The following is a 12,333-nucleotide window of genomic DNA, read 5'->3' on the forward strand; positions in this document are numbered from 1 at the left end:
GGGGCCCAAGCACACGCCTCGAACCGGCCTCGCTCGCGATTCCTTCGCGACGCGTCGACGCGGTCCCTCACCACTCGAATCGGCGGAAAAACGCCTCTTGTCGTTCCACCCACCCCACCTGCCCGACATGCAGCGACCGCCGGGCCGACCAGATTTCACGGGCTCGCCCCAGCGCCTCGATCAGTGCTTTCGGAAACGCCCATCGTCCCCGAATCAGCGAGGCCGCCAGGCGGATCGGCACCCAGAAGCAATGCCCGGCCAACCGCGCCCCCCGGAGGTTCTTCCAGGCGAAGATCAAGGTGTTCCGCATCGCCAGGCCGTCGCAGCGCGCGTCGCCGAGTTCCGGGGCGAAGGTGCCGAACCCCTTGTGAAAGGCGATCGACTCGGGGACGTAATAGCCTCGGCATCCGTCCATCCAGACCCGAAAGCCCAGGTCGAGGTCTTCGATCCGGCCGGGGAAGAACAGGGCGTCATAGCCGCCGAGCTTCAGGAATTTGATTCGATCGACGGCCAGGATCGGGCCGGCGGCGGCGGTGAGGTCGGGCTGGTCGACGTGGTCTTCGTGTCCGGGTACGCGCGACATCCCTTGAACCAGGCCGAACCGCGAGCGAACGCGCGTCCGCATCCCCTCGTAGAGCGAGCCGTCGAACGTCCAGCACTGGGGCGCCGAGAACAGCGCGTCGGCGTGTTGGTCAAAGACCGCGAGCAGCGGTGCGACGGCGTCTGGGGCGAGCTTGACGTCGTTGTTCAGCAGCAGGACGACTGATTCGTTCAGGTCGGCGAGGACCGCGTTGAACGAGGCGAGCCCGCGATTGGGCTGGCGGATCACCCGGACATCCGGCCAATTCGAGGCGAGCCATTCGCGCGAGCCGTCGGTCGAGTCGTTGTCGACGACGATGACGCCGCAGCCGCCGGGAGCCCGATGCGCCGCGTCGAGCACCGAGGGGAGGCACTCGTCGAGCAACGCCCGTCCGTTGAAATTGAGCACCAATATCTGGGTGCGATCGCTCGACAAGGGTTCCATCCCTGGGTCTGTCAACGCAAGACGAAAGTCGAAGCGGGGAAACATCCGGGCGACCCGGCGTCGAGCGAACCAGCCGGAGCGTCAGTACCGCGCCGGCTCGATTTTTCGCTCGACTGGGGCGCGTGAACGAGAACTTCCCTGCCTCGTCACGCGTCCGTCGGTTCGCACCGTGTCGATCTCTTCGCGAACGATAAGAAATCCCGCGAATCCGGTCAAGGCCGGGATCGATCACTCATCCGGTGTATCCACTGCTCCTGACTTCCTCCAAGAGCTTCTTGGTGGCTTTGATGCCTTCGGGCTCGCCGAGGCGATTGCCCTCGTACTCGATGCCGACCCAGCCGTCGTAGCCGGCGTCGCTGACGATCTTCATGATCCGGGCGAAGTCGAGCTTGGACTCGCGGCCCTTGTCGTCGAAGTCGTAGCTCTTGGCGGAAACGCCATGGGCGTACGGCATCATCCGGGCGATGGCGTCGTAGACGTCGATCGAGTACTTGCCGTCCTTCTGGGGGAAGTTGCCGAAGTCGGGCAAGGTGCCGAAATTCGCGCCGGTGGCGACCGTTTTCGTACCGTTGACGGCCTTCATCAGCGCGAGCAGGGCGTCGGGGTTGCTCGACGGCCCGCCATGGTTCTCGCAGATCACGTGGATCTTGTGCTGCGCGCCGTAGTCGGAGAGGATCGCACAGGCTTCGGACACGTCCTTCACGTCGGTCGGGCTGTAGTGCTCGCCGGTGTTCACGCGGATGGCGTGGCAGCCGAGAGCGGCGGCGGCGTCGACCCACTTCTTGTGGTTGTCGACGGCCCTGGCACGCGCCTCCTTCTCTGGGGCGCTGAGGTCGCCTTCGCCGTCGATCATGATCAGGACGCAGGTCACGCCCTGGTCGTCGGCCCGCTTCTTGAGGTCCTTCAAGTAGACGGAGTCGTGGGCCTTGTCCTTGAAGAACTGGTTGACGAACTCGACGCCTTCGATGCCGTACTGCTCGCGGGCGACCTTGGGGAAGTCAAGGTTGTCCAGCTCCTTGGCGCGGAGGGCACGGTGGAGCGACCACTCGGCCAGCGAGATCTTGAACGGCCCGATCTTGCCCGGCTTGGGGCTTCCGGTGACCTCGCCGGCGCGGAGGATGCTCCCGTTCAGACCGAGGCCCAGCCCCAGCGCGGCGCCTCCGGCCACGGCGCCTTGAAGAAACGAGCGACGGTTGAGCGGCATGTCGTTCATCGCGGGAGGCTCCCTTGGAAGTGATTGCGAGTCAAATCGACGTTCAGGCGTAGGCGATCGAGCGATCGTCGAGGATGCGTTTCAAGGCGTTGGCGGCGTCGGCGAAGCGTTCCGGACCGGTGAAACCGTAGGAAAGCTCGGCCACCACAAGGTGCGGTTCGAGGACGCAGAAGCCATCGTAGCCGTTGGCTGTGGCGTCGTCGAGTAACTGCGGGATCTGACCGTCCCCTTCGCCGGCCGGCACGCAGCGATGGGTCTTGGCGTCGTAGTCTTTCACATGAAAGTGTTTGACCATGGGTCGAAGCAGCGACCAGGCGGCGTGGATCGGCTGGCCGACCTCGACGTAGTTCGCCGGGTCGAAGGCGTGGACCAGGGCCGGCGAGCCGACCGTCGTGAGCAGGTCGTGGACCCGTTCGGCGTGGTCGCCGTAGATCCCCTTCTCGTTTTCGAGCAAGAGCACGACGTTCGCCGCCTCGGCCCGGCGCGCGAGTTCGGCCATCCGGTCCATGACCTCGGAACGGTGGGCCGCCGGGTCGTCGCCGGGGGGGATGTAGAAGCTGAAGACCCGGACGCGGGGGCAGTCGTAGTAGTCGGCCAGTTCGAGGGCCTTGGCGAACCGGGTCAGGTGCTCGTCGAACGGCTCGGTGATCCGGATCTTGCCGATCGGCGAGCCGATCGCGCTGAGGCCGAAGCCCTCGCTTCGCAGCAGGCCTCGAAATTCCTCGTGCTGGGACGAGCTGAGATCGAGCACGTTGGTTCCGTGGATGGCGCGGAACTCGATGTGCTTGACGCCGTGACGGGTCAACACGTCGATCTGCGTCCTCGGATCTTGCGAGATCTCGTCGGCGAAGGCGCTGAGGCGAATCATCGATGTGGGTCTCGTCAGCGGTGGCGTGTCGTACAATGCTTTTGGCGATGATAGCAGCTTGGCGAGAAACCGCCAGGCCCCGGTGGTGCGGGCCGATTCTTCCGAGTACGATGCGGTTGACCTTCGGCGACGTCGCGGACAACCGGTATGAGAATGTGGGACGACCGCTCATGATGATGCTGATCTTGACCGTCTTGATCTACTGGCTCGTGGCCTTCGTGGGCTGCTTCGTCATCGTCGAGATCGCGCAGGACCAGCTCTACGATCAGCTCACGCCGCGCGCGGGGCTCAAAGTCTCGTTGGCGGCGGTCGTGCTGGCGGGGCTCATGACCTATTTCCACCCGGCGTTCGAGTCGATGTTCACGACCAACATCCTGAACACGATCTTCCAGGGGCTCGTCTGGTTCGCGGTCTTCATGTTGATTCTGGAGTTCCATCCGTGGCACGCGCTGGGGCTGGGCGTGATGACGATGCTTCTGGTCTCGGGATTGGCGACGATGGGCGTCGACGCCATGCTCAAGCCGGCGCCCCCGGTCGCCTCCACGGCACCCGCGGCCGTCAATGCGCCGGTGCGAGGGTCGCTGGCCCGGCCCGCCGCGAAAACGAAGTGATCGTGGGCGGCGACCGGAACTAGGCGAGACCGCGAATGAGGACCTGGAGGCCGTTCGCCAGCCGGTCCGACGATTCCATCGCCTGGGCGTGCAGCGTCCAGAAGTCTTTCAACGACGACGGCCGGCTCCAGATCGCGCGCATGGCCGCGCCCACGCGATAGGTGCCCGACGTGTTGAGCAGTCGACCGATCTCGGCGGGAAGCTCCGTCCGCGCGTCGTCGCTGATCACTCGCAGCGAGACGAACGGCGCGCCCTGATCGCGGGCCGCGGCGGCGACGCTGAAGGTCTCCATGTCGATCAGATCGGCCTGATGCGCAAGCCGGAGCGCGGCCTTCTCGCCCGGGTCGGTGATCACGCGGTCGACGAGAAGCAGCCGACCCGCCTTGACGATCCCCGGGAGGGATTCGACGAGGGCCTCGTCGATCTCGACGGCGTCGCCCGCGCCGTCGATCACGATTCGGGGCGCGACCAGATCGTTGCGCTTGAGGTCGACGTCGAGGGCGCCGGCGAAACCGGCCGAAACCAGCACGCGCGGGCGGTGCCCGGCCATCAGGTGTTCCGCGCCCCGGCGGGCCGAGGCTCGGCCGACCCCCGAGACGATCACGGCCACGATCCGGCCGTCGAGTTCGCCTTCGGTCACCGTCAGCGACCGGGAGTTGTAGCGGCGGACCCGCTCAAGCCTGTCGAGGAGATAGCCGGCCTCGATCGGCATGGCCATGACCACGCCGATGTCGGCCGGAGCGGGAGCGGGTGCGAGCCGCTGGGGCTCGGGGTCTCTCAAAGGAATTGCCACCGGACCATTTTGAGGGTGTCGCCCAGCCGGCTGTTGACGCCGAGCGCGGCCGACGTCTCGAAGCCCGAGTGCATCATGCAGTTCTCGCACCTCGGGTCTTTGCCGGGGCCGTAGTTCTCCCACTCGGTCTTGTTGAGCAGGTCGTCGAAGGTCGGATGGTGGATGTCGGTGATCAGGTAGCACGGCCCCTTCCAACCCTTGATGTTGCGGGTCGGGTTGGCCCAGGCGGTGCAGGACAGCTCGCGCTTGCCCTGGAGGAATTCCAGGTAGATCGGCGACGAGTAGAATCGGTACTTGCGGAACATGGCCTCGGCGGCGCGGAACTTGGTCCGGATGTCGTCGCGGGTCATGAAGATCTCTTTCGAGTCGACGGCCGCGTAGCCGTAGCCCGGCGAGATCAGGAAGCCGTCGACGTCGAGGCCGGTCAGGTAGCCGAAGAGCTCGTCAAGCTCTTGCATGTCGGTCTCGTGGAAGACCGTCGTGTTGGTGCAGACGAGGAATCCGGCCTCCTTGGCGGCCTTGATCCCGTCGATCGCCGAGTCGAAAACGCCTTCGCGCTCGACGGCGATGTCGTGGTTCTTCCGCATGCCGTCGAGGTGGACGTTGAAGAAGAACCGGGAGTTCGGCTTGAAATCCTTGATCTTCTTGCGGATGAACATCCCGTTGGTGCAGAGGTAGACGACCTTCTTGCGCTCGAGGATCTTGGCGGTCAGCTCTTCGATCCCGGGGTAGATCATCGGCTCGCCGCCGCAGATCGAGACCACCGGCGCGCCGCATTCGTCGACCGCCGCCAGGCACTCGTCGATCGAGAGCTTTTGCTTGATCGTCGAGACGTACTCGCGGATTCGACCGCAGCCCGTGCAAGTCAAATTGCAGGCGTGAAGCGGTTCGAGCATCAGGACCATGGGGAACTTCTTGGTCCTGGCGATCTTCTTCTTGGCCACGTAACCGGCGATCCGGCTACTCATCTCAAGCGGGAAACGCATCGGGCGACGACTCCTTTTCTCTGCTTGCGGGCGACCGGATCGAACCAGCCTGTTCTCAACATCCTCAGGCCGAAGGGGCAGGGGCGGATCGCGGCGGAATCCCGTTCCCACCCCGATCGACGGTCGCTCAGTCCAGCGGCTTCGGTTCAGCCGGAATCCGGCTCGCCAGGGCCCCCGGCGCGAGGCCGCGAGTCCTGGCGACGGCCTGGCTGTACCGCGAGATCGCCATGAGCGGGAAGTAGATCCGATAAAGGTGGTACTTCAAATAGAAAACTTTGGGGAAACCGGTTCCCGTGTACTCGGGTTCATCCCACGAGCCGTCGTCCGACTGGCTGTCCACCAGGTACTGGACGCCCCGGGCGACCGCCTCGCTCGACGCGCGTCCGGCGGCGATCAGGCCGAGCACTGCCCAGGCCGTTTGCGAGGCCGTTGGCTCGCCGGTCCCCTTCAGGGCCGGGTCGTCGTAGCTTCGGCAGGTCTCGCCCCAGCCGCCGCACGGCTGCTGGACCGTTTCGAGCCAGTCGGCCGCCTTGACCAGCGCCGGCAGGTCCATCGGCACTCCGACGGTCTTGAGCCCCTGGAGAACTTGCCAGGTTCCGTAGACGTAATTGACGCCCCATCGGCCGTACCAGCAGCCTTCGGGCTCCTGCGAATTCCAAAGGTATTCCAGCCCCCGGGCGACGGCCGGATGACTCGCCTTGTGGCCGAGCGTTCCCAGCAGCTCGATCACCCGCGCGGTGATGTCGGCGCAGCTCGGATCGAGCATCGCGTTATGGTCGGCGAATGGGACTTTCGTGAGCACTTCATTGTCGATGTCGACGTCGAACGCCGCCCAGCCGCCGTCGCGGTTCTGCATCGCCAGTAACCAGTCGACGCCGCGCTTGAGGGCCTCGGCGACCTGATTTCCGCCCCCCGCCGCGGGCGACCTCAAGAGGGCCATCAAGACCATCGCGGTGTCGTCGATGTCGGGGTAGTAGCCGTTGGCGTACTGGAAGTGCCAGCCCGTCGGTTCGACGTTGGGCCGCCGGACCTGCCAGTCGCCCCCCCGGCGCAGCTCTTTGCCGAGCAGCCAGACGACCGCTCGCTCGACGGCCGATTCGTCCGCCGGTTCGTCGGCGTCCGAGAGCGCGATCGTCGCGATCGCCGTGTCCCAGACCGGCGAGACGCACGGCTGCAACCGGGTCGTATCGCCCTCGCGGATCTCAAGATCGGCGAGGTGCCGCCACGCCCATTCCATGCTCGTCGAATCGGAGTCGTAGCCCAGGCACTTGAGAGCGACGATCGTGTAGATCATCGGCGGGAAGATCGCGCCCAGGCCGTCGGAGTCTTCGAAGTGCTCGAGCATCCAGCGGTGGGCCGCCGTGAGCCCGGGTCGACGCCACGAGACGGGGAGCCACCGGTCGGCCCATTTCAGACCGCGATCGGCGGCCAGGAAGAAGCGGGCCCAGGAGAACAGCGGCTCGTTGCATCGGGGACGGCGGCGGGAGCCGTTCAAGAACAGATCGTCGATGCCTCGCTTGGGCTCGATCCGACGCACCGGCTTGTAGTGCGACATGATCGACAGCGGCACGACGATCGACCGCGTCCAGGCCGACATCGCGCTCAGGCTGAAGTTGAGGCGAGACGGGATCAGGACCAGTTCGGGGGGGACGGTCGGGCAATCGTCGTACGTGATCTGTCCGAGCAACGCGAGGTAGAACCGCGTGAAGCTGTTGCAGGCCGCCGCGCCGCCGAGGTCGAGGATCACCTTGCGGGCCTTCACCAGCGCCGGGTCGTCGACGGAATAGCCGACGAGCTTGAGCGCGAAGTAGGCCTTCACCGAGGCGCTGATCTCCGCCGGGCCGCCGGGGTAGATCGCCCAGCCCCCCTCGGGAAGTTGCCGTTCGAGCATGTAGCGGGCGCACCGCTTGCAAACCTCTTCGTGCTCACGGCCGAGAAAGGCGTGGAGCAGGACGTATTCGGATTCGAGGATCGTATCGCCTTCGAGCTCGCCGACCCAGTGGCCGTCGGTCTGCTGCCGGGCCAGGAGCCAGCCTCGGGTCCGGTCGAGAGCCGCTTCATAGCCGTCGGCCCGGAGGGGATTTCGCCGTGAGGATAGCCGGGTGATGTGATGATCCGCGGATACCGGCGAAGCGCCTTCCTCCCTGTTGGCGATCATGCGTTCTCGATCCTCTGCCTCTGATATTCGAGGTCCATGATGACAGGAAAATCGACATCGTGCCCGAGCCCGTGGGGCGGATTTTGGAAGGTCCACCCCCAAGCGAGGTCATCCTAAGCCGGCCGCCGAGAATCGATCAAGGTCAAACCCCGGCGAGATTTGCGACTTTCCCGAGATCCCGCTGGATTCGTCGAACGGACATTTCGCCCATCTTCTCTGGCTGCCGTTTTCAACCACGACGGGTCCCTGAAATCAGTCGGTGCTGAAGGTTGGCTCGATGTGGAAATCGCGCAGCAAGGGGATGGAGCGGAGGGTCGCGGCGACGCGCGCCTGGTCCTCGTCGGGCAGGAGCGTACCGCGGACTTCGACGACGTCGCCGCGAATCCGGACGCGGTCGATGTGGGCGACATCGCCGGCGTGGCGGCGGATCTGGTAAGTCAGGTAAGGTTCGAGGTCGTCGGGGCGGGCCTTGTCCTTGAGCGGGTTCGGATGGTTCTCGTCGGGCATCTGAAACTCAAGTTTGTCGATCACGTCGCGGACGCCGGGCGTCTGCTCGACGGCCCGATACGCCAGCATGGCCTCGTAGGCCGATGGAACTTTGCCCGAGAGCGTCACGACGTCGTCGTTCGACTGCACGGCGATCGGCAACTCCTTGAGCGCCGGCCGCCGCTCCAGCGCCCGGACCGCGCGGCCCGTCAGGTTGTGGCCGTCGCGCGCCGTCACGAGGTCGATCGGCTTGGGCTTTCGCGCGTCGTCGTCGGGCGTCGGTGAGGGCTGGGGCTCGGGGGCCGGCGCCTTCGGTCGGACGTCGATCGCCGCGCCGTCGATCGGCTGTGGGGGAGGGGGCGGAGTCGTTCGGCTGGCCACCTGAAGCTCGTTGAACACGCGGGTTACGCCGGGTGACAGCCGGGCCTCTTGCTCGATCATCCGCTTGTCTTGCTCGGACGCGACCACCCCCGAGAGGAACACCTGCCCGGCGGAATCGACGGTCAACTGCACCTGCCCCTTGATCGGGCCGGCGGCGGCCCGGCGAGCCGGCTCGGGAGTGCGGGTGTAGCCCGGGGGAAAGCTCAGAATCGGCGGCTCGAACCCCCAGAACGGATCGTCGAGGCGGCCGAAAAGCGGCGGCGGATACACAAAATAGGGGGCCGTCCCGGTGCTTGCCGGAAGTCCCGGCGCGGGGCCGTTGTACGACTGGCTCAGGGCCACGCGATGGGCTTCGGCGGTGTCGATCACCAGGTCGTCGTGTGGGATGAGCCCGAGGTCGATCACGGTCCGGACGGCCATGTCGTGGACTTGCTTCGTGCCGACCTTGCCCGACAGGACGATCGCGCCGTCGCTCGGCGTCACCTGGATCGCGTATGGGAGGATCAGTGGATTGGCGCGGAGGGCGTCGACGACGGCCTGGGCCCCCTCCCCCTCTATCGGCTGGGGGCGCTTCGGACTCGATCGAGGCGAGACCGTCGATTGTCCGTTCGCGGCGGTCAGAAGCGGCGAGAGGGAAACAACGCCGAGAACGGCGGACGCGATCATGGTGAGCCGGATCATGGTTGCTCGCCCCTTCTTTGCGGACGTGGGGAGCGCGAGGCATCTACGAAGACCTTCGTAAATCAACTCTACCGACCGACGCGCGCCGCCGGCAATGCGTGCAACTCGTCGAACGGTAGAGATGTTGATTCCAGCTCGCGACGGACGTCGGCCAGGCCGTCAGCGCAGCTCGACGGGGTCGATCGTCAGCTTGCCCAGCACGCGGACGATGGGCAGGAACGACTCGAACGGAGAGACCCCTTCGAGGCTCGAATCCGACAGCTTGATATGCGTCGCGTCGACGCTCGACTGGTCGAACGACGAATCGAGGGCCACCCACCGGTTGTTGACGTAGACTTCGTGCCACATGTGGAAGCCGAAGCCCTTCACCGGGAACTTCTCGTTGTCGACGTAGATCAGACCGACGGCGACGCGCGAGGGGATGCCCACAGCCCGCGACATGGCCGCGGCCAGGACCGAATGCTCGGTGCAGTCGCCCGTCAGGTTGAGCGCGACTTCGCTGGCCGGTGCGAACGTCGTTTCGAAGTTGCTCTTCATGCCGTCGAACACCCAGTGGTTGATCTTCACGGCCTGATCCCAGGGGTCGACGGCGTTGCCGATCGCGCGTTGAGCGAGCCGTTTGACGCGGTCGTGGCCGCTGGTGATGATGCCGTTGGGCCGGAGGAATTCAGCGTCGACGCTCGGCGCGCCGGCCGTTCCTTCGGTGGGGCCGACGGTCTGGACGATCAGCGTCGCCGATCGCCCGTCGCCGGCCGGCTGAATGCTCTGCCGCGCGTCGGTCGGAAAGACTTCGGCGGGGTCGCCGTCCTTGAGCGTGAGCTGGTACTTCACGTACCGCGTCTGGTAGGGGTTGGGGATGAGGCGGCCGACCTTGATGATCGTGTTCCGGATCTGGTCGTACTTGACGGCGCGTCCCGGAGCGCCGGCGGCCTTGGCGCCCGCTTCGGTGGTGCGGTAGGTCGTCATGCCGCCCAGCAGGTCGACGTCTTGCTTGAGCACCTGGCCGCTCGCATCGACCCAGAGGACGGCGTTCAGTTCGGATCGCGGCTTGCCGTCGAGCCTGGCGAGCTGCTCGACTTTGAGCAGCGGCCGCTTCGCGCCGTCGCCCAGCAGCGTGTCGACCGTTTCGCCGGCCTTGAGCTCGATGTCGACGATCCGGTTGAGGTCGGGGATGTACATTTTGAGGGTGCGGCTCTCGCCCTTCGTCATGGGCTTGCGCGCCATGCTCTGCTCGGCGGCGTAGGGGCCTCGGACGTCGCTTCCCCAGGGGATCACTTTCTCCTGGCGCTGCTGCGTCCCTTCCAGGATCAAGTTCATCTGCCCCTTGATGGCGTCGCCGTAGACCCGGATCTCGTTGTCGCTGGTGAGTGTGCGGGTGTCGAGGCGGAGGACCTCTCCATCGGGGGTCTCGATCGTCCCGTACGACATTTTTTGGGTCACGACGTCGTCACCGCGGCGGAAATTGAGGACGGTGTCGACCCGGACTCGATTCAGCGGCCTCCCCTTCTCGGAGACTTTCTCGATGAACGTGTGGATGTGGCCGATCTTGTTCCCCGCGAGGAAGATCGCGTCCCAGGCGTCCTGGGCCCGAGCGGCCGAAGGGGCGATCAGCACCATGGCGGCTTCCAGCAAAACGACGACGCTCAGTCGGCGGGGGAGGCGAGACCAGTCCATATCCTGACCCTTTCCATGGTGGAACAGCCGGGCCGTCGCTTGCCGGGATCGTGGTGAAGCTGAAGTGGGCGCGCGTCGTGTGATCGAAACGCGGGCGGTCGGCGACCGGATTGATGCGACGACCGTCGAGCCGGCCGACTCCCTCAACTATTGTCGAAACCCCCAGTCGGCTCAAGCTCAACTGCCGCAAGTCGAGCCGTCGGACGGAGGACGGCCGGCTCGACCGAACGACGCCGACGCGCCGGGCCGAGGGAGGGGGCGGCGGGCGCGTCGTGGGAGGTTGGGAGGGAGTGGGTTGTCGCGGCAGGGCGAGTCACGCGGTCGCGGGCTGCTTATTACGGCGGCGAGTGTAGCCCAGGGCGAACGCCAGACCGAAACCCGCGAGTAGGATCGAGCCCGGCTCGGGGACGGCGGTCGCCACGAAACCACGCTGGAGGCCGGTCGTGGCGTCGACGTAGAAACCAGTGATTTCGTTCGAGTTGTTGATCCCGGTTATCTGGGTGATGGAGAAACCGCTCTTCGCCGCATTGGGATCGTCCAGGAAACTGTACGTCCCGTTCTTGAGGTTGTAGAGGAAGCCGTGCTGGCTGCCGTCGTTCGTCTGGTAGTAGCCGACCGCCAACCCCTTGTCATTCACCCCGAGGAACTGGGTGAGTTCGAGGTTGGCGATGTTGGGGTCGGCGAGCAGCAAGATCTGCTGGCTGACGGTGTCGTACGTGAAGCCGTGCTGGTGAACGCCGTCGGCGGAATAGAAGCCGATCGCGAGCCCGTTGTTGTCGATGTTCTGAACATTCGTGACGGTGGACGTGTTCGTCGCCTGGAAAATCGTGAACACGCCGTTGGCCAGGACGAAGCCGGGCTGGGTGTCCGTCGAGTTCTGGGTGAACTGACCGACGATGACGCCGGCCTTGTTGATTCCGAAAGCGTTCTCCATCCCGGTGTCGCCCGGCTTGGCCGGCGGCAAGGCTGTGAAGCTGTTGGTCTTGGAGTCGAGTGAGAAGGCGTTGTTCTGGGAGAGGCCGACGACGACGCCGACGTCGTTGATTCCATTGGCGTTGGCGAGCGGATCGTTGTTGATGTTCAGCGTGGTGAAAGAGCCGTTCGGGTTGCGAACAAAGTTCGTGAAGAGAGTGGGCGTCGCGGCGTTGTCCGAGCTGAAGCCGACCACGGCGCCGTTGTTGTTGATGGCGTTGACGGTGGTTCCGCCGCCGTTCTGGCCCGGCCCGTCGAAGTTCACGAAAGAGTAACTGTCGGCGCGGACCGAGGGCGACGGCAGGAGCGCAAGACTTGTCAGTCCGGCGGCAATGCATGTGCGGGTGATGATCACGTTCGGTTCTCCGGGGGGTGGTCGTTGGTTGCGCGGCCGAGTTCGGACATCGAGCACGGAATAGGGCGGTCCACTGAGACATTGCCAAGCGACGAGCGGTCCGGACGTCGAAAATGAGGAAACTCGAAAGG

General features: G+C 65.4%; 10 protein-coding genes. 1 reads left to right on the forward strand and 9 read right to left on the reverse strand.

Features of this window, described 5'->3' with window-relative positions:
* Nucleotides 1–67: 67 nt before the first annotated feature.
* The 3 genes from BSF38_RS22365 to BSF38_RS22375 form a co-directional block, all read right to left on the reverse strand.
* On the reverse strand, nucleotides 68–1,024 hold the full coding sequence (locus BSF38_RS22365; protein WP_076349351.1) for a glycosyltransferase: 957 nt from the start codon (nucleotides 1,022–1,024) through the stop codon (nucleotides 68–70).
* 232 nt (nucleotides 1,025–1,256) lie between these two features.
* A complete protein-coding gene (locus tag BSF38_RS22370) occupies nucleotides 1,257–2,237 on the reverse strand; it encodes a sugar phosphate isomerase/epimerase family protein (RefSeq protein WP_076349352.1) in 981 nt (326 codons plus the stop codon).
* Nucleotides 2,238–2,280: 43 nt separating this feature from the next.
* Nucleotides 2,281–3,105 carry a sugar phosphate isomerase/epimerase family protein gene (locus tag BSF38_RS22375; protein WP_076349353.1) on the reverse strand — a complete coding sequence of 275 codons (825 nt, stop codon included), beginning with the start codon at nucleotides 3,103–3,105 and terminating at the stop codon, nucleotides 2,281–2,283.
* 170 nt (nucleotides 3,106–3,275) lie between these two features.
* Between BSF38_RS22375 and BSF38_RS22380 the strand changes: the two genes are divergently transcribed.
* Nucleotides 3,276–3,716, forward strand: a complete 441-nt coding sequence (locus BSF38_RS22380; RefSeq protein ID WP_145952273.1) for a hypothetical protein — start codon at nucleotides 3,276–3,278, stop codon at nucleotides 3,714–3,716.
* Between the two features lie 19 nt (nucleotides 3,717–3,735).
* On the opposite strand, the gene BSF38_RS22385 is transcribed toward BSF38_RS22380, so the two are convergent.
* The 6 genes from BSF38_RS22385 to BSF38_RS22410 all read right to left on the reverse strand — a co-directional run bounded on the left by BSF38_RS22385 (nucleotide 3,736) and on the right by BSF38_RS22410 (nucleotide 12,202).
* Complete coding sequence (locus BSF38_RS22385) at nucleotides 3,736–4,497, reverse strand: phosphorylase family protein (RefSeq protein WP_237170570.1); 762 nt, start codon at nucleotides 4,495–4,497, stop codon at nucleotides 3,736–3,738.
* Nucleotides 4,494–5,495, reverse strand: a complete 1,002-nt coding sequence (gene hpnH, locus BSF38_RS22390) for an adenosyl-hopene transferase HpnH (RefSeq protein WP_076349356.1) — start codon at nucleotides 5,493–5,495, stop codon at nucleotides 4,494–4,496. The genes BSF38_RS22385 and hpnH overlap by 4 nt, the downstream gene beginning before the upstream one ends.
* Nucleotides 5,496–5,622: 127 nt before the next feature.
* Nucleotides 5,623–7,653, reverse strand: coding sequence for a squalene--hopene cyclase (gene shc / locus BSF38_RS22395; RefSeq protein ID WP_076349357.1), 2,031 nt, complete (start codon nucleotides 7,651–7,653; stop codon nucleotides 5,623–5,625).
* Nucleotides 7,654–7,905: 252 nt separating this feature from the next.
* Nucleotides 7,906–9,201, reverse strand: coding sequence for a BON domain-containing protein (locus tag BSF38_RS22400; protein ID WP_076349358.1), 1,296 nt, complete (start codon nucleotides 9,199–9,201; stop codon nucleotides 7,906–7,908).
* Between the two features lie 159 nt (nucleotides 9,202–9,360).
* A complete protein-coding gene (locus tag BSF38_RS22405) occupies nucleotides 9,361–10,875 on the reverse strand; it encodes a transglutaminase-like domain-containing protein (RefSeq protein WP_076349359.1) in 1,515 nt (504 codons plus the stop codon).
* A gap of 313 nt (nucleotides 10,876–11,188) precedes the next feature.
* A complete protein-coding gene (locus BSF38_RS22410) occupies nucleotides 11,189–12,202 on the reverse strand; it encodes a PEP-CTERM sorting domain-containing protein (RefSeq protein WP_076349360.1) in 1,014 nt (337 codons plus the stop codon).
* Nucleotides 12,203–12,333 lie beyond the last annotated feature (131 nt).

The sequence above is a fragment of the Paludisphaera borealis genome, assembly GCF_001956985.1.
GTDB classification, from domain to species: Bacteria; Planctomycetota; Planctomycetia; order Isosphaerales; family Isosphaeraceae; genus Paludisphaera; species Paludisphaera borealis.